Here is a 26247-nt window from a genome sequence, read left to right on the forward strand (position 1 = left end):
TCACTCATTACGCATCAAGACATCTATTGGAGAAATCTTATGTCTATTAAATTCACACTCCCAACTAATCTTTCTCACCTAAAACTCGGTGAAGCGATCGCATTTCAAGGTATATCCGATAATGGAGTCACTAAAGTCGAGTTACTCGCAGATGATAAGTTTAAACTAGGAGAAACAGGAGTTTATGACGGTACTTGGACAATTAGTTATCCCTTCAATCGTGCGGGTAAACGTCGGATAGTTGCTAATGGGTTAGATGCGAATCAACAACAAATTAGCAGCGATGCAGTTGATGTTTTTTTGGTTGGTGCGAGACAGAATGAACTCGGTATCGATATTTACAGCAATAATGGCGACTCAATTGATTGGCAAACAGTCAAAAACAGCGATATTTCCTTTGCATTTGCCAAAGCAACTGAAGGTGAAACCTTCGTAGATAGTCAATTTGCAAAACATTGGAAAAGTATGAAAGCTGCCGGATTAATTCGGGGTGCATATCATTTCTTTCGACCACTAAAAGACCCCAAATTACAAGCAGACAACTTTTTGAAAAAAATCCAAGATTTGGAAATAGGTGATTTACCGCCCGTTTTAGATATCGAACATTATCCAGAAAAAATTGCCTTGGAATGGCAACAAGTCAGTCTGAATCAGCGAATTGATATTGTCCAACAATGGTTGGATAAAGTCGAGTCAGCCACTGGTCGTAAACCGATAATCTACACCAGTCCTAGCTTTTGGGATGAATATATGGAAGACTCGCAAGCTTTTATCAATTATCCTTTGTGGTTAGCTCACTATACAGATAAACCTGAACCAACTGTTCCAGCTAACAATTGGGGTGGAAAAGGATGGACTATTTGGCAGTATACAGAAAGTGGTACTGTCGCAGGTGTCAATGGCTTTGTTGACAGAAATCGCTTTAATAGCTCGTTTGACGATTTAGTTGCATTTGTTAAAGATTCGTTGATTGCATAAACTTATAATTTTTACCTAGCCACTAAATCATCCTAGATGTATCTACATGATCTACCAACTTATTAACCAGGCTTTTTAATTATGAAACTCCAAGACTTTGCTACCCTCGACCAGAAATATGGCTTTGATGCGATCGCAGCTGACAAAGAATTAGCCCAAGATATCCAAAAGGTGCTAATTTCGTTGAAATTTTTGGAACCACCTGCTGACGGCAGCTTTGGTCCCCTTTCCACGGATGCATTAATCGAATTTGAAGAAACTTTCAATTGCCCAGAGAAAAACTTCTTGGGTAAAGAAGCAGCCAGCAAATTACTACAAACATCACCCAATGACTTACCTCAACCTAAATTAAATCTAAGTAATGACTTAGCTAGTAGTATTATTAAGTATATGCAATCAAAAGGATACCGGATTGCTACTGAAGCGAATAAATACAACATTGTCTATGTTGAAGGCTTAGATCCCGATGGTAAGTTAAACAATGATGCTCCGAACTGTTTCAATGATTTGCGGATGATACTAGAAATTATTGATGGTAAACCGATTATTAGAGGTAAATGGGAAGGAACAACCGAACCAGGTGCTTACTACACGGAAAATCCAATGAGTTCGAGTGGAGGTGGAGCAGCACGTATTGCTTTTGGACAGTATAAATCTTGGCAAGTGGGCATTCATCACGGTAGTGGTTCAGACCCTCATGAAGCACTAGTTCAGGTACAACCAATTACAGTCTATCGAGACAAAAACAAAGATTCTATACGCTCTGGCGATAAAACCGAGACGGGAAAATTTGAAATTGACCAACATTGGGGATTCGACTATCGTCGTAACGATATTTCTTATGCAAGTGCAGGCTGTCTTGTTGGACGTACTCGCGCAGGTCATAAGGAATTTATGCAGATTCTCAAGCAGGATAAGCGCTATCTGAGAAATAATAAGTACACCTTCCAGACAACAATTATTCCTGGGGATGAATTAAGGAAACTATTTCAGTGGGAGTGAGAGTTTTAAAGCAACTGAGATAGCAGATTATGCTCGAAGGATATTTGATTATTGATGCTGATTCCCACGTTATTGAACCTCCCAGTATGTGGACTGAATATCTCGAACCAGAATTTAAACAGTTTGCTCCCTCAGCAGACATGAAAATTCAAGGGGAAGACATTGTAAAAAAAGTCTCTAGACAAGTTCGAGATAAGGCCAATAAGCAGATGATGTCAGCTCATCCTAATGCTTATTTCCAAAGCTACAATGTCGAGTCTCACGTTCAAGAGATGGTGCAGATGGGGATCGATCTGGCATTCCTTTATCCAACTTATGGATTGTGGCTTTGGGCGATCGATACTATGCAACCAGAAGTTGCTGGCGCTTTTACCCGCGCTTACAACAATTGGTTAAAAGACTTTTGCAGTTACGCTCCAGATAGATTGAAGGGGGTAGGAGCAATTAATCTGCACGCGCCAGAGTCAATGGTGCATGAGTTGCATAGAATTGTCGATTTTGGCTGGAAAGCGGTGTTTTTACGCCCTAACCCTATCAAAGGAAGACTATTGAGCGACTCTGCTTACGAGCCTTTTTGGACAGAATGCGAACAATTAGGCATAGCAGTAGGCATTCACGAAGGGACTCACAGTCGTTTGCCAACTACAGGTACGGAAAGGTTTAACACTCGTTTTGCTACCCACGCTTGCTCTCATCCGATGGAACAGATGATGGCTTTATTAGCCTTGATTGAAGGAGGGGTATTAGAACGTCATCCAAAGCTGAAAGTGGCTTTTCTAGAGTCCGGTTGTGGCTGGCTTCCCTACTGGCTGTGGCGACTAGATGAAGAGTATGAAAATTTAGCTTGGGAGGATACAATTCATGATAATGTCAAAATCAAGCCATCAGAGTATTTTCGTCGCCAGTGCTTTATTGCCATAGAGCCTTCAGAACCATTACTGGCTCAGGCGATCGAATACATTGGCACAGACAATTTAATCTTTGGTTCGGACTATCCCCATATGGATCACAAGCCGAACATCGTTGCAGACATGGTAAAGCTTGAGGAAAAATTATCGCAAGAAACTGTGCAAAAGATTCTTTGGGATAATCCTTGTCGTTTTTACAACTTATCTTAAATTGAGAAAAAGATAATGAATCAAATCAACCCTAGTAGATTCCTTGGTAGTGGAGATGCACTTTATCCAGGACAGTGGTATGAAGCGAATACCTATTACCAAATATTGAAGGTCGAACCTGCTAAAAACGATGAAATAGCAAGGAGAAAAGGTCAAAATATAAAGACAACCATATTAGCGCGAAAGAGAAATTCGATAGATACTAACCAGCCAGAAAACGAAATAGATACTAAGCCGCCACAAAACAACAACGATAGTTTTGATTCTTTGGAATTAGATCAGGAGACAATAGAAAAATTAAGAGATTATCCTAGAAAAGGTGCTGAAAATAAGCTATCTTCATATTTACCTTTCCCAGGAGTTATTTTTCCAAAAGATTTTATTAAAACCTTATGCAATGATAGTTCTGATCAAACTAAGCTAAATCAAACTGAGCTAGGTAATTTCTATCCATCAATGCGCGTCATATTACAGGGTCGCAAGCTATCTCAATTAATTGCTAGAACTTGGTGGACTTATTTGGAAGCGAAAAAAAATGATGACTGGAATAACTTTACTAATGGTGAGTGGGACAAGATTCGCTCTGAAATTTTGGATGGTCTTATAGCTAGAGAAATTTTTCTTTTTGCAGGAAGTTCTTCTCCTGACAACCCTACTCCTGAGGATAAAACAATTTACGATCCACTAAAAGCTCAAGAAGCTCCAGATTATGAGACTGACACAAGGGCAAGATTTTTGATTTTGCCTACTAGTAGGGCTTGGCAAGGAATTACGTTGTCTCTGTTGTCTTCGGGACAGGCATATTATTGTAACGAAAAAGGTAAATACCACCAAGTTGGTGAATCCATTCTTAGTACAGGTGAAATAGTCTTTAATTACAGCTTAGAAGTAGATTGGACTATATTTCAAGGACAATTCAAGGAATTAATTACAAGTCAGGAATCACCTTGGATGCTTTATCAAGTTGCCATGCCTTATCCTCCCATACCTTCTTCAGAACAGCTAGATCCAAGTGACCTAAAAAAATGGGCAGATGCACCAGTAATTGAAGGGGAATTTCCTTTTTATAAAAAGGGAATAAATCGATTTGGCCAGGAAGTTTATTTGATAAATGTGAATTATTTTAAACCTCCTTATCCTTATATTCCGGTCAGTTCCAGCTAATTAAAAATATAGCTGAAAATTTATGCACAATGATAAAATACTGGAAAGCCTGTAGAAAAAATCCAGTATTTTATCAAACTTCCTATGAATCGGCAGCCAGAAAAGATTCAAACAGACTACCAAATTATAAAAAAAATCTATGAAAGTGCTAATTCATTAATCTACCGAGCCATTCTCAAGCCCGATAATAAACTAGTTATTTTAAAGATACTTAAAGAAAACTACCCTACTCCCTCAGAATTGACTCGATACAAGCAGGAATATGAAGTTACCCGCTCCTTAAATACGCATGGAGTGATTAAAGCCTATGCTTTGCAGCGATATGAAAATAGTCTAGTTATATTTTTAGAAGAATTTGGCGGTGAATCCTTAAAATTGTTAATGTGTAATCGCCAATTTACTCTCAAAGAATTTCTCTCTATCGCTATTAAAACTACTGAAAGTTTGGGGGCTATTCACGCAGCCAACATTATCCACAAAGATATTAACCCCTCTAATATTGTTTATAATCCAAAAACCAAACAACTCAAAATCATTGACTTCGGCATTTCCACTCGTTTATTGCGAGAAAATCAGACAGTTAGCAATATTGAGCGCTTAGAAGGAACTTTAGCTTATATTGCTCCAGAGCAAACAGGAAGAATGAATCGAGGAATAGATTACCGCAGCGATTTTTATTCGCTGGGTATCACTTTCTACGAATTGCTCACCAATAAACTGCCTTTTGCAACCACTGACTCTATAAAATTAGTTCATTGTCATATTGCTCAACAACCTGTTCCCCCACATGAACTTATAGAAACGTTAAATTCAACGTCTCAACCAATACCTAAAGCTGTTTCAGACATTGTGATGAAATTGTTGGCAAAAACCCCAGAAGAACGGTACCAAAGTGCTTGGGGAATCAAAGCCGACTTGGAAACCTGTAGGGATCAGTTACAGAGTTTAGGGCAAATTGAGGAGTTTTGTTTAGCAACTCAGGATATTTGCGATCGCTTTATCATTCCTGAAAAACTTTACGGTAGAGAAGAAGAAGTGACGCAACTATTAACTACTTTTGAGCGAGTTAGTCAAGGTAGCACTGAGATAATGCTGGTTTCTGGTTATTCAGGAATTGGCAAAACTGCCTTAGTTAATGAAGTTCATAAACCAATCTTACGCCAGCGAGGATACTTCATTAGCGGAAAATTCGATCAGTTACAGCGAGATATTCCTTATGCGGCGATCGCTTTAGCTTTTCAAGACTTAATACGACAGTTACTTACCGAATCTGAAGCAGCACTACAAACTTGGAAACGAGAACTTTTAGCAGCCTTGAATCCTAATGCTCAGGTTATCATCGATGTAATCCCTGAATTGGAGCAGATTATTGGTAAACAGCAGCCAGTTGAGCAATTAGGAGCAACTGAGGCTCAAAATCGATTTAATTTATTTTTTCAAAGATTTATTACTGTTTTCGCTCAAGAAGAACACCCTTTAGTTATCTTCCTCGACGATCTACAGTGGGCAGATTTAGCATCCCTGAAGTTGATTGAGCTATTAATAACCGATGCTGACAGCCAATATCTATTGATAATTGGAGCTTACCGAGAGAATGAAGTTGATGCTACTCATGCTTTGATGCAAACCTTAGAGCAAATCAGAAAAGAAGGTGTTAGCGTCAAGAAAATATCGCTGCAACCATTAGGAATTGAATATATCAATCAATTAATTGCTGATACTTTAAGCTGCTCAATAGAAAAATCAAAAACTTTAGCAGAATTAGTAACAAATAAAACTCAAGGAAATCCTTTTTTTTCAACTCAATTACTCCAATTTATGTACAAAGAAAAAATTTTTAATTTGGAACGTAATAAAAATGTTTGGTACTGGAATATAGAGAAAATTCAAAAATTAAAAATCACTGACAATGTAGTTGAATTAACTATTGCCAAGATTAATAAACTGGATGAAAAAACTCAGAATATTTTGAAATTAGCTGCTTGTATTGGCAACCAATTTAATTTAGAAGTCCTCTCCATTATCAATAATCAATCTCAAATAATTACAGCAAGAGAACTTCAGCCAGCACTAGAGTCAGGTTTGATTTTACCCTTGAGTAATGACTATAAAATAGCTCTACTTTGGGATCAGGAAGAAATATCAAGGGATACTTCAGAAATATCTGATGCCTTTATTCCTAAAATTCCCGAATATATCCCTTATAAATTTTTGCATGACCGAGTTCAGCAAGCTGCCTATGCTTTGATTCCAGAAGCAGAGAAAAAAGCAGTTCATCTGCAAGTAGGTCGTCTCCTACTGAAAAATACAAAAGATAATGAATTGGAAGAAAATATTTTTGAGATTGTCAAGCAACTAAACGAAGGTTCTGAATTAATTACTGAGCAATCGGAAACGGATAAGTTAGTAAGATTAAATCTTCGAGCAGGCAAAAAAGCGAAAGCATCAACAGCTTATCAACCAGCTCTAAGATATTTAGAAACTGCTTTAGGATTTTTAGCATCAAATAGCTGGAATAAACATTATAAATTAACTTTAGAACTCCATGTAGAAACTTTAGAAGGACTTTATTTAAATACAAAGTATGCTCAAGTAGAAGAGCTAGCTATAAAGGTTTTGCAAGAAACTCAGAATAATTTAGATCGAGTTAAAGTATACGAAGCTTTATTGCTTGTCTACTATGCAATTTTTGAGCCACAAAAAGCAATAGATACTGCCTTAGAATATTTAGCAGAACTAGGCGTATGTATCTCTCAAAAAGACAATGGGAGCAAATTAGAAAATAGAATTCTACAAGAACAAAAATATTTAAAATTGCTATCGAAAGGAAAAAAAATTGAAGAATTAGTTAATCTTCCTACAATGGTCGCTCCAGATAAACTAGTAGCTCTACAAATATTGCAGCATATTTTTGGCGCTACTACTACTACAAACTTTGCATTACATATTGAGATAATTTTTGTGCAACTTCATCTCTTGATTAAATATGGGAATGCACCACAGGCTGCGGCTGTTTACAGCTTTTATGGAGCGTTAATGTGTGGAGTAATGAGGGATATTAATTCTGGATATCAATTTGGGAAACTTGCTATTAACTTGCAGCAAAAATCTAAGGTTATGAGATTAGAAGCCATAATAATTCACTTATCTTATGGCTGTATATTTCATTGGAAAGAGTTTCTTAGAAATAAAGAGGCGCAGGAACAATTACTGAAAGGTTATCAAACAGGTTTAGATACAGGAAATAATGAATATGCTAGTTATGCAATTATAAGCTTTTGTTTAATATTTTTTTTTGGAGGCTTTAATTTAAGAGAGGTTGAGGAAAGTTACATAGGTTATACTAAAAAAATTGAAAAGTTAAAGATAGAATACAGTATTTTTTACATAAAAATATGTTATAAAATAATTATAAATTTGATTAATAAAAAAGAAAATATTTTTCGGTTGTTTAAGGAATATTCTTGGGAACAAGAAGATGAATATTTAAAGAGTTGGATGCAAATAAACAACGGATGGTTGCTCTTTATCGCTCAATTTTGTAAGACAATTTCATGCTATTTTTTTAAAGATTATGCACGGGCTTATGAAAGCGGAATCAAGGCGAAAAAATACGTTACAAGTTGTTCGTACTATTTACCTGCACCACAACAGAATTTTTACTCTTCTCTTTCCTTTATCGCTCATTATCACAATTGCGCTATAGACCAGCAAAAAGAAATATTAGAACAAGTAGAAAAAAATCAGCAGGATATGAAAATATGGGCTGGTCATTGCCCTGCGAACTTTCAAAATAAATACGATTTAGTAGAAGCAGAAAAAGCACGAATATTAGGGCAAAATTGGCAAGCTCAAGAACTTTACGAAAAAGCAATTCAAGGTGCTAAAAAATCTGAATTTATTCACGAAGAAGCCATAGCTTACGAACGCGCAGCAGAATTTTATCTTTCTCTTGGTAGAGAAGAAATAGGAAGACTATACTTAAGAAATGCCCATCATTGTTATTCTCATTGGGGTGCAAAAGCCAAAGTTCAAGCTTTAGAATTAGAGTACCCACAGTTTCTAATGGATATAAACAACCGAAAAGAAAACCAAAGCATTAATACAACTGAATCTACTGGTGGTACAAATCCCCAAGTACTCGATCTGATGACAGTTACCAAAGCCTCTCAAGTATTAGCTAGCGAAATAAAACTAGACCAACTGCTGGCTAAGTTAATGAAAACTGTAATTGAAAATGGAGGTGCCCAAAAAGGCTTTCTGATATTGGAAAAAGATCATAAATGGGCGATCGAAGCTGAAGGGACAGTAGATTCTGATGATGGGACTCTACTGCGATCGCTTCCCATTGACTCTGTAGATAGCGATCGCCAGACACCTATCCTACCAGTTGCGATCGTTAACTATGTTGCCCGTACTCAAGAAAATGTAGTACTTAATAACGCTACCGAAGAAGAACAGTTTATCCGCGATCCCTACATCGTCGCCACTCAACCAAAATCGATTCTCTGTACTCCTTTGTTAAATCAAGGCAAACTAAGTGGTATTTTATATCTAGAAAACAATTTAACCACAGATGCATTTACCAGCGATCGCATTGAAGTTTTAAGAATTCTTTCGGCTCAAGCTGCTATCTCCATTGAAAATGCTCGTCTCTACGGACAGTTAGAAGATTATAACCGAAATCTAGAGATGAGAGTAGAAGAGCGCACTCAAGAACTCTCACAAACCCTAGAAATTCTCAAAGCCACCCAAGCCGAACTGCTCTTTGAAAACGAGTTACTCAAAAGTGGCGAACAACCCTCTACCTTTGACTATCAAGTGGGAGGAAGTTTGCCGATGGATGCTCCCACTTATGTTGTGCGTTCAGCAGACCGTTATCTCTACAAGGCGTTGAAGCGCGGGGAATTTTGTTACATTCTCAATCCTCGGCAGATGGGCAAGTCAAGTCTGATGGTACGCATGATACACCATCTCCAGCATGAGGGATTTAGCTGCGGGGCGATCGATCTGACCCGCATTGGTAGCGAAAACGTCACGCCTGACCAATGGTACAAAGGCTTAACAGTAGAGCTATGGCGAAGTTTTGGTTTGTTAAAAAAAGTTAATCTAAAAACTTGGTGGCAAGAGCAAGGAGATATTTCTCCGGTTCAGAGGTTGAGTCAATTTATTGAAGAAGTTTTGCTAGTTGAAGTTGCTCAAGAAAATGATACTATACCTAAAAACTTGATAGTTTTTATCGATGAAATTGATAGTTTCTTAAGTTTAAAATTCCCAGTTAATGATTTTTTTGCGCTAATTCGCTCTTGCTATAATCAGCGTAGTATTAATCCAGAGTATCGACGTTTAACCTTTGCTCTTTTTGGAGTAACTACCCCTGGTGACTTAATTAATGACCACCAAAGAACGCCTTTTAACATCGGTCAGACCATTCAATTAGAAGGGTTTAAAGAGCATGAAGCGCAACCTCTACTTCAAGGATTGACCGAGAATGTGAGCAATCCTCAAACAGTTTTAAAAGAAGTGTTAGCCTGGACTAATGGGCAGCCCTTTTTGACTCAAAAGCTCTGTAGATTTATCCGCAATTCTTCATCTCCTATCCCTAACAATAGAGAAGCTGAATGGATTGAAAATTTGGTGCAAAGGTCGGTAATACAAAATTGGGAATCACAGGATGAACCAGAGCATTTAAGAACCATCCGCGATCGCCTTCTCAAAAGTAAACAATCCGTTCGGTTACTAGAACTCTACCGTCAAATTTTGCATCAAGGAGAGATTATTGCAGTTGATAGTTCAGAGGAAAGAGAATTGCTTTTGTCAGGGCTAGTAGTCAAGCAACAGGGAAAATTGAGAGTTCAGAACCGTATTTATGAATCTATTTTTGTTTGATTTACGAAACTTTTGTTTAATCTGGAAAGTGAAAGAAGAGGTCTATCCTTCTGGATAATTTAATTTGTCTAAACAATACTATTGTACTAATAAATGGCAGATATTGTGTTACTTGCGTAACTCCTGTTGTCTTGACTGTTATCTTTATTAGTAGCATTTGCCTGTAATCTCTATGAACCTTGATAGTCTGTTTGAGATTGTTGATCGCCTGCTAATTGAGAGCCACAATCGCCCCCTTAATTCCACCGAAAATCTGGTTTTGCGTGGGATTTGGCAGTATAAAACTTATAACCAAATAGCTATAGAGGCAGGTTATAGTCCTGGTTACTTTACCAATGTTGTTGCCCCAGAGTTGTTTGGGCGACTTTCTGAGGTCATTGGCCAGCGCGTGACCAAGAAAAACTGTCAGGTGCTGCTGGAATCTTATGCCATCGTTGAAGCAGCTCCAAATACAAAACTTTTGAAACAAGACCTGACGCAATTTCCCCCTACAGTTAATCAGGATACGTCACCTTGCTACCCCAGCGGCTCAGTTCCTCTCGCCTCTCCCTTTTACCTCAAACGTTCTTACCTTGAGAAGCAAATCTATCAAGAAATTAAGAAACCAGGAGCGTTAATCAGGATCAAAGCTCCCAGAGAAATGGGCAAAACTTCACTGCTGCTCAGGATTCTTGACTATGCGAAGTACCAGGGTTACTGCACTATCAGCTTGAATCTAGAACAAGTCGAGCAGACAATTCTGAGCGACTTGAATCAACTTTTACGCTGGTTGTGTGCCAATATCGCCCGCCAGCTTCAGCTTCAACCAATGTTAGACGAGTATTGGGATGAAGATTTGGGAAGTAAAGTTAGCTGCACCGTCTACTTTCAAGAATATCTACTAGCGTCAATTAATACTCCCCTGATCTTGGCGTTGGATGAAGTGAACCATATTTTCGAGCATCCCCAAGTAGCGAAGGATTTTCTACCTCTGTTGCGTTCTTGGTACGAAGAAGCAAAAAGACTGCCGATTTGGCAAAAGCTTCGTTTAGTCGTTGTTCACTCAACAGATATTTATGTTCCTCTTGAACTTAATCAGTCTCCTTTCAATGTAGGATTACCGATTCAGTTAGACAACTTTAGCCAAGAAGAGGTACAACAGTTAGCCCAACGCTATGGACTCAATTGGACAGATGGAGAAGGAGCTAGACAATTAATGGCAATGGTCGGGGGACATCCGGCACTAGTAAATTTAGCTCTCTATCATCTAAGTCGAAACGAGGTAACTCTGTCGCAACTACTAGAAACTGCTCCCACTGCTAGCAAAATTTATTCTTATCACTTGCAGCGTCACTGGGCAACCTTGCAAAAACAGCCTGAGTTAGCACAAGCTTTTGATAACGTTCTGAATGCTAATGAAGCTATTCTCTTAGATCCCATCCTTACTCATAAGTTAAGCAGTATGGGGTTGATTAAACTTTCTGGATCTAAAGCGATCGCAAGTTGTGAATTGTATCGGCGATTTTTTACAAAAAAAGAGCAGCATTTGGCGTTGCAGAATCAAAATATGAATTAGTGCGATTGCTATGGAATGTCCAAGATGTGGATTAATCCGCATTCGCAAAAATAGTAAACAAAATAACTACCTTGTATTTTTGGACACAATAGTGATAAATCCTTGAGATGTACCACAGTTAATTTTCATGCTTGGGAATAATACTTACTTTACCAGACTTTCAGGCTTAATTGAAGTATTGATTTATGAGTAACAGTATTGAGAGCGCCTACTTAATAATCTGAAGAAAAAAGCTCAAGCCTTTGGTTTAAAACTCACTCCTATTTCTGACCCTACGCAATTGTTGAGAGTATAGGTGCTTAGTACAGCTTTGCGTAAAATCATGGCGAATTGAGGGTTGAAATTTAAACACAAAGGGGCGCAGAGGCACGCAGAGATTTCGCTATGAATTTTCGCTATGAATTAATGAGATGTTGTACTTAGTTACAAGTTATTTTAGTAACGTTCCTATTTAGGGATGTTATTTTTCATGAGTTTTACTATGAGTTATGGAATGAGTTTTATGAGTTTCAGAGTCTATAAGACAACTAATATTAAAAGTAATTCACTGCAATGTTATATTTAATACTAATTTTGCTTACTTGCTCAAATAACTTATTACTTACTCCACCAAAAGATATGGGAATTGAAGAACTGCGACCACCGGAACTTGAGGATAAGATTGTTTGAGCTAACAACCTTCCAATAGGGGTAGTCTCTGATAAATTAGGTACCAAATAAAGGCAGATTGCGCTCAATTATCTTTCATGGATCATCGAGAATAAACAAATCCAAAAAGTCAGAAATTAGTCAGTAAATTTCAGGCTTTAACTCAGTTATTAGTAGAGTTAGATAAATATACCAGTCTTACGCTGGCAAGCTTTGACCTTCTTCGCTCATGTGCGTCTAGGAAATATTTAACTTATAAAAAAGTGGCTTTTCTTGAAAAATTAAGGAAGATTGGTCATGGCAGCAATCGATACAGCACCCTTAGAAAACAGCCTGGGATTTCTAGCTTTAGGAGCTTATATTCTCACCTTAATGCCCACGAATCTCAGAATAATTTTTCCTCAAACTAAACAAGCGAAGCTTCCCAAATGGCTGTTAAAATATCGACGACTTATCGGTATTCTGGCTTTCTGCTTGGCTTTGCTTCACGCTTTCCTCTTAGTGAAAAAGAGAGACCTTGATTTTTTAGATCCCAATACCTATTGGATTTATATCCAAGGTGTATCTACCTTCATAATTTTTACCCTATTGGCAATTACTTCTAATGACTGGAGTGTCAAAAGACTGAAAAAAAATTGGAAGCGATTACATACCCTGACTTACTTAGCTATGTTCCTGCTCACTTGGCACGTTTGGGACAAAATGTTAGAGCATTGGAGCTATTTAACCCCGATTGGGCTAGTAGGGATTGTCATGACAACCCTTTTATTTCTGATGCGACGCTGGATTGAATATCGAAATAAACAACAAAAAGCGAAAGGAAAAGCGTTCTCATCTCAAATTCCGGAAAAAATTACTTTCTAGTACCGCTAGTCTCCGACACCGTTACGCAGTGGGTGCAAGTCAGATTATTCTTTCACTCGCACAAGGAATGTCCTGTTATGAGATCGAAACAAATTACCTGGAAATCTTCAGCAGCATTGGCAATCAGCACCCTAACGATCTTGGTTGGTAGTAGCAGTTGTGCTAGCCTATTCTTCCACTTCCGAAACGCTAGTGTTGCTACTATCTCTGTTGCAACCATTCAACCCTTACGTTCTCTCCAAGGAAATTCAACTTGGGTTTACGCTCTTGCAATCAGCCCTGATGGACGCTTCCTCGCTAGTGGCAGTTACGATAAAAAAATTAGAATTTGGGATCTGCCTAGTAACACCTTACTCTATACTTTAGAAGGACACGGCGATGCAGTGGTAAGCCTTGCCATCAGTCCAGATAGCAAGCTGCTCGCTAGTGGCAGTTGGGATAACCGGATTAAACTCTGGAATCTGGAGACGGGGCAACTGCTTCGGACTTTAGATGGCCATACAGATGATGTAGAAGCTGTTGCCATCAGCCCCAAGGGAAAGTGGTTAGCCAGTGGTAGTGCTGACAAAACCATCCGCATCTGGAACATGCAGACTGGCGTACAAGTGCATCAGTTCTTGGATGGAAAGTGGGTAAGAACTGTTGCTTTTAGTCCGGATGGGCAGACTTTAGCTAGTGGCAATGAGGGTGGCACACTCAAAATTTGGCGGCTCATGGATGGTGCTGTTCTAAAAACCCTGAATGCTCATTCACAAGCTGTGCGCTCAGTGACTTTTAGCCCTGATGGACGGACTTTAGCGAGTGGCAGTGCTGATAGGACAGTGAAACTCTGGCAAATGCCCACTGGTAAATTGTTGCACTCCCTAATTGGACATGATGGAGTTGTGTGGTCAGTGGCTTTCAGTCCCGATGGCAAGAGATTAGCTAGTGGTAGCAATGATAGCACTATCAAGTTATGGGGGTTGGCTGAAGGCAAACTCTTGGAGAATTTGATCGGGCATGAGCGAGGCGTGCGGTCAGTAGTTTTCAGACCGCATGGAAACATCATAGCCAGCAGCAGTGCCGACAAAACCATCAAACTCTGGTCTGTTCCTAAAGAGTGACAATAAGCTTTTAGAAAGTAAACAAATCTTTATGAGTAACAGTATTGAGAGCGCCTACTTAATAACCTGAAGAAAAAAGCTCAAGCCTTTGGTTTAGAACTTACTCCTATTTCTGACCCTATGCAATTGTTTAGAGTCAAGGTACTTAGTTACAAGTTATTTTAGTACCATTCCTATTTAAAAATGTTATTTTTCATGAGTTTTACTATGAGTTATGGGATGAGTTTTATGAGTTTCAGAGCCGATGAGACAACTAATATTAAAAGTAATTCGCTGCAATGTTATATCTAATACGAATTTGGCTTACTTGCTCGAATAACTTATTACTGATATTAAAATTTACAATCTATCTTAATTTTTTTATTTAAAAGTTGACTATTTAGTCAATTTGTAGGTTTTAATTCTTAATCAGAGAACGAACAATGCCCATACAACCAACTTATCCAGGCGTTTACGTAGAAGAAATCAAGAGTGGAGTACGCACGATTACAGGCGTATCTACCTCTATTACTGCCTTTATTGGTCGCGCCTTACGAGGCCCTGTAGACGAGCCGATTACTATTAACAGTTATGGCGACTTTGAACGCATTTTTGGCGGATTGTGGCTGAATAGTACCCTTGGCTATGCTCTACGAGATTTTTACCTCAATGGTGGTAGCCAAGCAATTATTGTCCGACTCACTCACTCTAAGCTGAAACAAGCAGAAGGTCAAACTCCAGCAGAAGGTCAAACTCCAGGGGAAACTGAACCCACAGCTAAGAAAGCACAACTAAATGTGAATGGTCTTAACTTAGAAGCAGCGAATGAAGGCAGTTGGGGAAATGCTTTGAAAGTGCGGATTGAATATGTAGATACTAATGTCAGACGTGACGCAAATGAGCAAAAACTATTCAACATTACAGTTCTGGATCAAAATACAAGTCAATTAGAAGTATTTCGCAACGTATCGGTGCTGCCAAATCATCCAAGACGAGTAGATAAAGTTTTGTTGAATGAATCTTATTTCGTTCGATTTAGAGATGAATCTCTGCCAACAGACAGACCAGCTGCTCATGCTCAACCCGCACCTGATAAAAGATTGTGGGATGATAATAACGATACAAATACCAAAGCGGAACCAAACAGCGGTGCGGATGGTGACGATCTAGATGTGAACGACTTCACAGGGACAAATAAAGAAGCAAATAAAAAGGGTCTTTACGCTTTAAATAAAGCCGACCTGTTTAATATGCTTTGTATTCCGCCTTATAAAAATGATGGCAATATAGATTATGACTCTTTAGTCGATCAAGCAGCAAAATTTTGCCAAACCCGACGAGCGTTTTTTATCATCGATCCGCCCAGTACTTGGACTGATAAGGATAAGGCCAAAGCTGGTATTCAGAACGACCTTGGTGAACCAACTAGTTATGCTGGTGTTTTCTTTCCTCGAATCAAGCAGCCAAATCCTTTACGGGAAAATCAAATAGAAGAATTTGTTCCTTGTGGTGCGATCGCGGGTGTATTTGCTCGAACTGATGTTCAACGCGGTGTGTGGAAGGCTCCAGCAGGTACAGAAGCAACATTGACAGGTGTACCACAATTGAGTGTACCTCTAACAGATCCAGACAATGGGGAATTGAATCCTTTGGGAATTAATTGTTTGCGAACTCTACCAGCTTATGGTCGTGTGATTTGGGGATCGCGGACGCGGAATGGAGATGACCGTCTTACGGATGAATGGAAGTATATTCCGGTTCGCCGTTTCGCGCTTTTCTTGGAAGAAAGTCTTTATCGCGGTACGCAATGGGTTGTCTTTGAGCCAAATGACGAGCCGTTGTGGGCGCAAATTCGCTTGAATCTTGGAGCTTTTATGCACACTCTCTTCCTTCAAGGAGCCTTTCAAGGTCGTAAGCCGGAAGATGCTTACTTTGTGAAGTGTGATAAAGAAACAACAATCCAAAATGATATTAACTTAGGAATCGTCAATATCATTGTTGGTTTTGCTCCTCTCAAACCTGCTGAATTTGTCATTCTCAAGATTCAGCAAATAGCCGGACAAATAGCAGTTTAAGGAGAAATATATGCCTTCTATTTCAGGTAAACGTTTAGACCTCTACAAAAACTTTAAGTTTGTTGTGAAATTCGCTGGTAAAGACGTGGCTGGGGTAAGTAAAGTTAGTGGTCTGAAGCGAACCACTGAGGTCATAGAACACCGTACAGGTGGCGACCCTAGCACTGTCTACAAGTCTCCAGGACAAAGCAAGTACGATGCCATCACCTTAGAACGAGGTGTTAGCAAAGATCCTGATTTTGAACAATGGGCAAACAAAGTCTGGGCGCTTGGTGGTAGTCCAGAAGTGTCTCTGGCAGATTTCCGTAAAGATATCACTATTGAGGTTCGTGATGAAGCTGGTCAGAAAGCGACTTCATATAACGTTTTTGGTTGCTGGGTTTCAGAATATCAAGCATTACCAGACCTAGATGCTAGTGCTAATGCTGTCGCTATTGAGTACATAAAGATAGAGAACGAAGGTTGGGAACGTGCTTGATGATTAACTCGGCTTAGTTAATCAAGATTTAATTGTTCAACCAGCAGGAAACTAACTATAGGATTCCTATTTGATTTTTCAAAAAGCTAAGTTAGCTAAAAGTATGCCCTATAAAGGTTTAGTTCTCAGTATACTTAGCGAGATTTAAGTAGGATTCCTATAGGTCGCTGCGTTTAACTTACCAACTCTTTTTAATCAATTTGGCTTGAAGGAAACCTTTGTTAATTGGATCTTACAGAAATTGCCTAGATAAGGCAGTTAGATTAAGGAGGTACATCAGCTATGAATTCAGAAAAAAAGCAAAACATTGATGAAATCATTAATCACTTTCTTGCTAGTGCTAGTAATAATGGCAAAATTGATGAGGCTGTCTTGAATCACTTAATTGACATTAAAAAACTAGCATTAGAAGAACAAAAGAATCGAAATGAGCAGGAGATTAAAAGAGAAGAAAATATAATAAAAGTTAAACAGAATAGATTTCCCAACAATATTTTGAGTAATCCGATAACTCCGCCTATTATTGCTGCGTTTGCTGGATTTTTGACATCGACTTATGTAGCATATGTTCAGGGAAATTCTAATCTCAAACTTGAACAACTTAAGTATCAGTCCGAACTTATAGCCAATTCAACTCAATCTGACGATCCGAAAAAAAGAACTGAATTACTCAAATTCAATATTGATGCTGGCTTAATCAGAGACCCTTATATTCTTTCCAAATTAGAGAGTTTAATACAAAAAGGTGATGTTCCACAGTCCTATGTAAGTCAAATTTTAGATCCTAATAAGTCCATTCTCCCTAAGACTTTCCCTTTACCAACAGTTAGTGATTTCAAGGGATCTCCAGGTTGCTACATTGCTGCCTATTCACGTCAGAAAATCGGACATCCAGTAGGGAACAATGTTTATGTTGTGGGTCAAGTAAGGGTTCGTGGACATTATGAGGGAAAAAATTGCGAGCCAAAAGGGTATGAAGGAAAAAAAATCGATAGTTTAGATGACTTTAAGAAATTCTTTGACCAAAAACTACCTCAAACCTGTAAGAACAAAAATTGTTGGGCAGGTAAGGAGACTGGTGGTTTTCTTGGTAATTAAATCAATGAAAGACTTAAAGCTAGTTATGGAACTCGTATTTGACTTTTGAAAATCCAAGCTAGTTAAAAAGCTGCCATATAAAGGTTCAGTTATCAATATACTCAGCAAGATTCAAGTAGGACTCCTATATGCGATCGCTATCAGCCTCGGAACTGTTAAATATCTGGGAGTGGGGACTTAATCAGCCATCTTGGTCTAAAGCAATCAAGCTACTAGCTAGTGCTTGTCCTGAAACCTCCATAGATATGCTTACTCAACTCAGCCTCGGTCAGCGTGATGCCATGCTGCTGACATTGCGGGAGTGGACATTTGGTTCACAACTGGTTAGTCAAGTCACCTGTCCAAGCTGTGGTGAAGTCTTGGAACTCAATTTTGATATTGCAGATATTCGTGTAGCACCACTGTCACTTGAACCAGTTGAAAAATATTGTCTTGAGCTTGCTGATTATCAGGTGAGTTTTCGTCTACCAAACAGTTTAGATATGATAGCGATCGCTGAACACAAACAGCCAGAGATTGCTCAAGAGATTTTATTAGAACGCTGTATTTTGCAAGCAGTGTGTAACGGTGAATATCTGCTGTTTCAGCAATTACCATCTCATACCAGAGATGCAATTATTACCCAAATGGCTGAAGCAGATCCTCAAGCAAATGTGCCAATTGATATTTCCTGTTCCGCTTGCAACCACCAATGGCAATCATTATTTGACATTGTATCCTTCTTCTGGGCTGAGATTAACGCTTGGGGATTTCGAGTGTTGCGAGAGGTACATACTTTAGCTGCTGCTTACAGTTGGCGTGAAGCTGATATTTTGGCGATGAGTCCCAGACGGCGACAATTGTACTTGGAGATGGTGACGGACTGATGAGCAATTATCTCTTTCATTTGGTAGCTAAAAGCTTTAACTTAATTGATACAGTTCAACCTCTTGTATTATCAGTCTTTGAACCGTTACCAGAGCCTACCCTTGACTGGGAGCCATCGAATTTTACCACAGAATCAACTGAGTTAGAAACAACATCAGAAGCGGAAAATTTTCCCAATTTTGACATTGTGCAGTTGTTGGAGAAGCGATGCCTGCGGCGAGCTTCGCTAACGCCTGCAACAATAGGGCAAATATCTGAAGAGATAACTAACCCCCTGTTAACTAATTTAACTTCAACACCTGTTCAATCTTCCCAACCAATACTAAAGTCAATTCCTAAATTGACACAAAAGCCTGACTTAGAATTATCCTCCAATTGGCCTTTTTTAGATTCAGTTCTGACTCAAATCAGCACTAATAATCAGCAATTTACTTCAAACCCAGAGCAAAAAATAAGCACTACTCCACTAACTTTTGCTGCTGCTCAATTATTAGAGAAAGAATCAAGTAAAATTAATCCTGTTGTTTCTTCTATCCAACCTTCAAACTCAGAGCAAAAAACAAGCACTACCACACTAGATTTGGTTCCTGGTCAGTTATCACAGAAACAACTAACTAAAATTAATCCTGTTGTTTCTTCTGTCCAAAATTCAAATATAGTAAACTGGGAACGATTGATAACTCAACGTTTTGTAGAATTAGAAAGATTTTCATCGACTACAAATCAAATAGTATTTAATCCTAACACAGAGCTATTGAAGTCTGCACTTGTGCCACAAACAAAGACTTCCCTATCGAATCATCTCGTTTCTGTACACAACACAGAATCAAATACTTCTCTCTCTAACCCCATCTTTGAACAGAGGCAGATTCCACTTAAATCTTTTCCCCAGCAACTAATTACAATCAATCGTCTGAGTTTATCTTTGCAATCACCTTTAAAGTCAGATTTGCAAACATATTTCTCCGAAAACCCAACAAAGACAGTAATGTTTTCCTTTACTCCTGAAGAAAAAATATTTTCTTTACAAAATCTAAATCCCGCAATTTCAAGGACTGCGATTGCAAAGGAAAAGAATACTCCTGTCTCAAAGTTATTTGAGCAAGAATCAGGAGAACTTACAACTCAATCATTAAATAACCAACCATTTGAAATTAATCAATCAGCTTCTCCTAATTTCTTACTAAAAGTATTGCATTTGAGACAATATGTCCCGGAAATACAAGCAGAAGCCAGCACTATTTTATCAATTCCTAGTGTTCTAAAACAGGGAAAATCTGCAACTGAAAACTTACATAGACAACCTACAGAAATTAATCCAGTCTTTATCCATTCTCAGTTACCACAAGTCGAAAGTTCTGAGGACTTTCCTCCTCCACTTCAATCACAATCAATAGCCATGTCTACGATGGGAAACTCTTGGAAAGGCTACACCAACGTCTACGCATCTGCTATTTCTCAATTTTTGCCTTTAACACCTATGCTAGCAGTGGAAACTAGCACTCCCGCCTCAAGTTCTGTAATTCAACACCAGAAACAAGCTGTAACTGAATTGTCATCAACGCAGTCGCTACAAAGAAGTGGGAATGTTTCATCTACTCAAGTGCAAAAGCTGATAAGTTTACAGCCATCTATTCCAGAAAAACCTGTAGACAGCGCACCTGTTGCTAATCAAATATTGCTCACAAATCAAAAATCATTAACACCTGGGTTGACGCTAGAAACTAGCACTGCCGGCTTCAGTCCTGTAATTCAACACCAAAAACAGTCTGCAAGTGAATTAGTACAACAGCAATTACCGCAAATAATTGGGAATGAAAATGTTTTATCTTTGCAAGTAAAAAAGCTCATTAATCCACAACTAGATTCCAACCAGTTTTTAGAAGAACCTGTGGCGATGTCTACGACGGGTAACTCTTGGAGAGGCTACGCCAACGCCTACGCATCTGCAAGTGAGCGGGTACTATCTTTAACACCTGTGCTAACTATGGACACTAGCATTTCCGCCTTAAGTCCTGTAATTCAACCACAAGTACAACATGGAGCGATACCTTCTCTTCTCTACGAGAGGCTGCGCCAACGAGACGCTACGCCTAGCTTGCTTCCCCGTAGGGGTACGGTAAGCTCTGCTAACGCATCTACTATTGATAGTACCTTAGCGAATTCACACAAACAGAGCTTAACACCTACAATTGCTATAGAAACAATTGCCGAACCCCAGGAAAAACTTACGTCTAATGTACCAGAAAATCAGCAGAGGTTTCTCCACAAAAATGTTTCATCAATACAGCCATTTGTCGCAGATGCTTCTGCTAAACTATCTTCGTTTGAGACAAACAGTTCTACTGCACCATTCGTAAATAATCTATCATCGTCTATCGCTTCACAACCGATAACTCAGCTAACTGCTATTAATTCAGATATAATACCAACTCCTGCTTTACATCCTTCAACCCCAGGAATTGACATACAATCACAGCTCAACTTTTCTGACTCTCACTTGTCTGATTTCCGTCCAGAAAAAGCTTCTGCTCAAGAAGTCGGCTCACAAAACTATAATAAGAGCGATCGCCAACATATTGGTATCCAGAAAATTGGTGTTGTCGAACAGTGGGATGAATTGGGGCAAGCTGGGGCAGAGATGAACGTTAATTACGCCTATCATCCCGCAAATATGCAACGCCAGAAAATTAATCCCAATGAAGGTATATTCACCAGCCCAGTTAAAAACTTAATATTACCCCAGAACCCATCCCCTAACCTCTCTATGTCTGCGGATAGATTTAAAAAGCGCCAACATATTGGTAGCCAGAAAATTGGTGTTGTCGAACAGTGGGATGAATTGAGACAAGGTGAGGCAGAGATGAACGTTAACTACGCCCATCATCCCGCAAATATGCAACGCCAGAAAATTAATCCCAATGAAGGTATATTCACCAGCCCAGTTGAAAATTCAATATTACCTCAGAATACATCCCCTAACTTGTCTATGTCTGCGGATAGAGGTAAAGATGAAGTGAAGTCTTTGTACTTTACGCAACTAGAGGAATCTGATTTCAGACCGCTATCTCAGCCTATCAATGACCTCACCGTAAAAAATTTGTCAGTCGTTGCAGCTAGTAGCAAAAAAGCCCAGAAGCGTTGGCGAAGCCCGTCGCAGACATCGCCAGTGGGTTTGGATACACCACCTAAGATTCAAGTCACAATTGGTCGGCTAGAAATTCGCAGCGCAGCCCCAGCACCACCTCCGCCTCGACCAAAGCCCCGGACAGCAACATCTGTGATGGATTTGAATGAATACTTGCAGCGACGTGCCAGAAGGAGGTAAGCGATGAGCAACGCTTTAGCTATTGCGGCTGTCACAATTACATTGCGTCACTTGCTACAGCAAAGGTTTGATGTTGAGAGTTCGGGGGGAATCACTGTGACGACACGACCATTGGATAAGGTACGAGATAATACTGATAGTAGTGGCGATCAAGTTAATTTATTTCTCTACGATACTCAAATAAACCCAGCTTGGCGGAATATGGATATTCCTTCTCAAGTGAAACCTGGTGAAACAGGAGGGCAGCTTTTGCCGTTGAACCTTTACTACCTACTGACTGCTTATGCCCAAAATGATGACTTTCCAGAACCTACGAGTCATCGGTTATTAGGCGTGGCCATGAGTGTTTTTAATGACCATCCGATGATTACTTCTACGGATATTAGGGCAGCCTTGCCTACTACCGATCCGACCGAGTACGACCTTGACTTACAAGAAGAACAGTTGCGAATTGATTATCAACCGCTATCTGTGGAAGAGGTGTTTAATCTCTGGTCAACTTTTCAAGTACCCTATCGAGTTTCTGCTGCTTATGAGGTGTCAGTAGTGCTGATTGAGAGTAGCTTACCTGCAAAAACTCCGCTACCAATTATCAAGCGTCAGTCTAGCGATCGCGGCCCAATTCTACAATCAAATCTATTGTCTCCCTTGCCCACATTAGTTTCTCTGCAATTACCTAACCAGCAAGCTAGCGCCAGATTGGGTGATATTTTGATTTTTAATGGTTTTCACCTAAATGCAGAAAATGTAGTTATATCTTTTACAAATATTCGATTAGAAATTTCTCTGGAATTGCCACCTTTAGCAGAGATAACAGCAACAGATATTAGAGTTCAATTACCTGATGAGCCTGTAAACTGGGCGGCGGGTTTTTATACCGTGGTAGTCAAAGTAACGCGGACTAACGAACCAAGTCGGACTACCAATGAATTATCTTTTGCCTTAGCACCAAAAATCTTAGATATTATACCACGACAAGCAACAACAGACGCTAATGGCGAAGTAACCCTCACTCTGATTTTAAGCCCCCAAGTGCGACCAAGACAGCGGGTGGCGTTATTGTTAGGCGATCGCGAAGTTCTAGCTCAACCACATCCAAATCAAACAGATAGGCTGGAGTTTCGGATTGCAGGTGTTACACCGGGTGAGTATTTTGTACGAGTGCGGATTGATGGAGTAGATAGTTTGCTGGTGGATCGCACAGTGACACCGCCTGTTTTCGACCAGAACCAGAAGGTGGTGATTTTATGAACAACCTCGATTCTTGGAGAGCAAACAATGAAGAATACCTAGCAAATGAACTGGCTTGGCTACGCTGGCGTTTGTCTGAGTTTGCACAGTTACCTGATATTGAAAAGCCTAAAGTCACAGAAATGGCAATAGTGGAAGGGATGAATCCATCCACAGCACTAGTTCTATTAAGCCAAAAGTTAGATTTATCTGACTTTGAACAACAGGTCTTACTGTTATGCATTGCAATGGAATTAGATCCAGGTATAGCGCGTCTTTGCGCCAAAGCTTCAGATAATTCTCACCAGCCTTATCCTACCTTTGCCTTAGCTTTATCATTATTCGATGAACCTACTTGGGATGCTCTTTGTTGGGAACGACCTTTGCGTTACTGGCGATTAATTGAAATTCATCAGTCAGGAGTTCAACCGCTGACTACGAGTGGTTTACGGGTAGATGAACGTATATTAAATTATGTTAAAGGATTAAATTCTTTAGACGATCGCTTGGTGGCATTACTGATGCCGATGGAAACAGCTGAATGGAATGTAAAATTACCCCCATCTCAAAACGCTGTTGTCAAAACAATTATTCAGCAACTGCACCAAGCGCACAGAGAACAACGTTTACCAATTATTCAGCTAGTCGGGGCAGATTCCCTCAGCAAGCAACTAATAGCCCAACATGTAGCAGCCCAACTAGATAAATATATCTATCGTTTGTCAGTGGAATTATTGCCCACTCAGGCGGGAGAATTAGAGACAATTGCTCGTTTGTGGCATCGGGAAAGCTTGTTATTGCCGCTGGCGCTGTATTTAGATGCCCAAGAAATTGACACTAAACCGACTACAGAAGGACAAGCACTTCCCTTGCATCGGTTTCTTACCCGCAGTGGTGGTCTACTTTTCCTTAGCACTCGTGAAGTTAGGCAATTGGGTCTGCCGACAATTGTCGTAGATGTTGAAAAGCCAACACTCACGGAACAAAAAGCAACTTGGACTGAGGCATTAGGAGGAGTAGCAGATACTAGTCCGCAACTTCTGGCGACTCAGTTTAACCTAAATTTAGTCAAGATTGAGCAGATTGCCCAGCAAGTGTTGGGGGAAATGCCGTCGCAGGAAGAAGACCTAACCCCCCCAGCCCCCCTTCCCTACAAGGGAAGGGGGGAGGAAGACTCCCCTCTCCTTGTAGGAGAGGGGTTGGGGGAGAGGTTCAACGAATCGGCTTGGAGAAAAACCTTGCGTGGTAAGCTTTGGTCGGCTTGTCTTGCTAGTACTCATCCGCAGTTAGATACTTTAGCTCAACGCCTCGACCCGAAAGCGACTTGGGATAATATTGTCCTACCAGCAGAAGAGACAAACTTGTTGCATCAAATTGCTGACCAAATTAGGCAGCGCAGCCTAGTTTATCAACAGTGGGGTTTTCACAACCGTATGAATCGGGGCATGGGGATTAGCGCTTTGTTTGCCGGAGAAAGCGGCACAGGGAAGACAATGGCGGCGGAGGTGATAGCCAATGATTTGCAGCTAAATCTTTATCGCATTGACCTTTCATCTGTGGTCAACAAATATATTGGAGAAACGGAGAAAAATCTGCGGCGTTTGTTTGATGCGGCGGAAGATGGTGGGGCGATTCTGTTTTTTGATGAAGCGGATGCCTTATTTGGCAAACGTTCTGAGGTAAAGGATAGCCATGACCGCTACGCCAATATTGAGGTGAATTACCTGTTGCAGCGATTGGAGGCTTATCGCGGTTTGGCAATTCTAGCAACGAATCTCAAGAGTTCGTTAGATCATGCCTTTATGCGTCGCTTGCGGTTTATTGTGAATTTTCCTTTTCCGGGTGTGGCTGAACGTCAGGTGATGTGGCAAAAGGTGTTTCCACCAGAGACACCAATACAGAATTTAGATTTTAACCGTTTGGCACGTTTGAATATGACAGGGGGCAGTATCCACAATATTGCTTTGAATGCAGCATTTCTGGCCGCTGGGGCTGGTACGCCTGTAACGATGCAGTTGGTGTTAGCGGCAGCGCGGGCTGAGTTTCGCAAGTTGGATCGACCAGTGAATGAAGCGGATTTTCGAGTTTTAGTATCTACGGGGGTAAGGGTATGAATATCAATATTGATATTGAAAAGCTGATTTTAGAGGGGATGCCGATTTCTCCCAGTCAAGCGCGGTTGTTGCAAGCAGAGGTAGAGAGTGAATTGGCGAAGTTGTTGGCTAATAAAGGTTTACCAGACAACTTGCTCTCAGGTGGCGTAGTGCCTGGTGGTGCTATTCAATTAGAGCTTGGAACTAATCCTACCCAAATGGGGCAACAAATTGCACAAGAAATAGTTATCAAAATATTAGGAGAAAAATCATGAGTAGACCAGACGTAAAATGGATTCCTGCAAGCTCTAAAAATCAGAATGATTACCGCGAATCGACAATTGATTCTATTGTGTGTCACAACACCGACTGTTCATTGCAAGCTGCCATAGCTCAATTCCAAGACCCTGAAGCGAAAGTTTCTGCACACTACATTGTTGCTCGTGACGGTACATGCATCCAGATGGTGTTAGAAGATCATACCGCTTGGCACGCAGGTGACAGAGCTATGAATCATCATTCTATCGGAATCGAACACGTTGCTGACAAAAATAATTCAGGTATGACACAAGAGCAACAACAGTGTTCGTTGAACTTGATTGGATATTTGGTGGATAAATACAAAATTCAGAAATCTCACATTCATACGCACCGTACAGTAGATACAATGGCTGGCGGAACTGATTGTCCTAAATGGATTTGGCCTGATGAAGCATCCTTTGAAAAGTTTAAAGAGACAATAGCCTGAAACTTGACGAGACATTTCTTAAGCGACTGA

General features: G+C 39.8%; 17 protein-coding genes. All 17 read left to right on the forward strand.

Annotated features, from left to right (window positions below; translation table 11 throughout):
* The first annotated feature begins 39 nt into the window (after nucleotides 1-39).
* The 17 genes from V7K84_RS22330 (at nucleotide 40) to V7K84_RS22410 (ending at nucleotide 26217) form a co-directional block, all read left to right on the forward strand.
* Nucleotides 40-978, forward strand: coding sequence for a glycoside hydrolase family 25 protein (locus tag V7K84_RS22330; protein ID WP_334841254.1), 939 nt, complete (start codon nucleotides 40-42; stop codon nucleotides 976-978).
* Between the two features lie 81 nt (nucleotides 979-1059).
* Nucleotides 1060-1980, forward strand: a complete 921-nt coding sequence (locus V7K84_RS22335; RefSeq protein WP_334841255.1) for a peptidoglycan-binding domain-containing protein — start codon at nucleotides 1060-1062, stop codon at nucleotides 1978-1980.
* A gap of 29 nt (nucleotides 1981-2009) precedes the next feature.
* Nucleotides 2010-3098, forward strand: a complete 1089-nt coding sequence (locus tag V7K84_RS22340) for an amidohydrolase family protein (protein WP_334841257.1) — start codon at nucleotides 2010-2012, stop codon at nucleotides 3096-3098.
* Nucleotides 3099-3113: 15 nt separating this feature from the next.
* Nucleotides 3114-4262: a hypothetical protein gene (locus V7K84_RS22345; RefSeq protein ID WP_334841259.1), complete on the forward strand. Its 1149-nt coding sequence runs from the start codon at nucleotides 3114-3116 to the stop codon at nucleotides 4260-4262.
* A gap of 84 nt (nucleotides 4263-4346) precedes the next feature.
* Entirely contained in the window at nucleotides 4347-10151 is a 5805-nt protein-coding gene (locus tag V7K84_RS22350) for an AAA family ATPase (protein ID WP_334841260.1), read from the forward strand.
* Nucleotides 10152-10323: 172 nt separating this feature from the next.
* Nucleotides 10324-11706 carry an AAA-like domain-containing protein gene (locus V7K84_RS22355; RefSeq protein WP_334841261.1) on the forward strand — a complete coding sequence of 461 codons (1383 nt, stop codon included), beginning with the start codon at nucleotides 10324-10326 and terminating at the stop codon, nucleotides 11704-11706.
* Between the two features lie 945 nt (nucleotides 11707-12651).
* Nucleotides 12652-13218 carry a ferric reductase-like transmembrane domain-containing protein gene (locus V7K84_RS22360; protein WP_334841262.1) on the forward strand — a complete coding sequence of 189 codons (567 nt, stop codon included), beginning with the start codon at nucleotides 12652-12654 and terminating at the stop codon, nucleotides 13216-13218.
* A 77-nt stretch (nucleotides 13219-13295) separates the two neighbouring features.
* Nucleotides 13296-14321, forward strand: coding sequence for a WD40 repeat domain-containing protein (locus tag V7K84_RS22365; protein ID WP_334841263.1), 1026 nt, complete (start codon nucleotides 13296-13298; stop codon nucleotides 14319-14321).
* A gap of 422 nt (nucleotides 14322-14743) precedes the next feature.
* Nucleotides 14744-16375 carry a phage tail sheath family protein gene (locus tag V7K84_RS22370; protein ID WP_334841265.1) on the forward strand — a complete coding sequence of 544 codons (1632 nt, stop codon included), beginning with the start codon at nucleotides 14744-14746 and terminating at the stop codon, nucleotides 16373-16375.
* Nucleotides 16376-16385: 10 nt separating this feature from the next.
* The gene (locus V7K84_RS22375; protein ID WP_334841267.1) at nucleotides 16386-16853 is read left to right on the forward strand and encodes a phage tail protein; all 468 of its coding nucleotides are present in this window, start codon (nucleotides 16386-16388) and stop codon (nucleotides 16851-16853) included.
* A gap of 282 nt (nucleotides 16854-17135) precedes the next feature.
* Nucleotides 17136-17951: a hypothetical protein gene (locus V7K84_RS22380; RefSeq protein ID WP_334841268.1), complete on the forward strand. Its 816-nt coding sequence runs from the start codon at nucleotides 17136-17138 to the stop codon at nucleotides 17949-17951.
* Nucleotides 17952-18079: 128 nt separating this feature from the next.
* Entirely contained in the window at nucleotides 18080-18817 is a 738-nt protein-coding gene (locus tag V7K84_RS22385; protein WP_334841270.1) for a T4 family baseplate hub assembly chaperone, read from the forward strand.
* Nucleotides 18817-22146 (forward strand): hypothetical protein, encoded by a 3330-nt coding sequence (locus V7K84_RS22390; RefSeq protein ID WP_334841272.1) that lies wholly within the window; start codon nucleotides 18817-18819, stop codon nucleotides 22144-22146. The genes V7K84_RS22385 and V7K84_RS22390 overlap by 1 nt, the downstream gene beginning before the upstream one ends.
* A gap of 3 nt (nucleotides 22147-22149) precedes the next feature.
* Complete coding sequence (locus V7K84_RS22395; protein WP_334841274.1) at nucleotides 22150-23397, forward strand: DUF4255 domain-containing protein; 1248 nt, start codon at nucleotides 22150-22152, stop codon at nucleotides 23395-23397.
* Nucleotides 23394-25490 (forward strand): ATP-binding protein, encoded by a 2097-nt coding sequence (locus V7K84_RS22400; RefSeq protein WP_334841275.1) that lies wholly within the window; start codon nucleotides 23394-23396, stop codon nucleotides 25488-25490. The genes V7K84_RS22395 and V7K84_RS22400 overlap by 4 nt, the downstream gene beginning before the upstream one ends.
* Nucleotides 25487-25744, forward strand: a complete 258-nt coding sequence (locus V7K84_RS22405) for a hypothetical protein (protein ID WP_334841276.1) — start codon at nucleotides 25487-25489, stop codon at nucleotides 25742-25744. Before V7K84_RS22400 ends, V7K84_RS22405 begins: the two co-directional genes overlap by 4 nt.
* Complete coding sequence (locus V7K84_RS22410; RefSeq protein ID WP_334841278.1) at nucleotides 25741-26217, forward strand: N-acetylmuramoyl-L-alanine amidase; 477 nt, start codon at nucleotides 25741-25743, stop codon at nucleotides 26215-26217. Before V7K84_RS22405 ends, V7K84_RS22410 begins: the two co-directional genes overlap by 4 nt.
* The last annotated feature ends 30 nt before the right edge of the window (nucleotides 26218-26247 follow it).

Origin of the sequence: Nostoc sp., from assembly GCF_036917315.1 — a bacterium.
In the GTDB taxonomy this organism is placed as follows: domain Bacteria; phylum Cyanobacteriota; class Cyanobacteriia; order Cyanobacteriales; family Nostocaceae; genus Nostoc.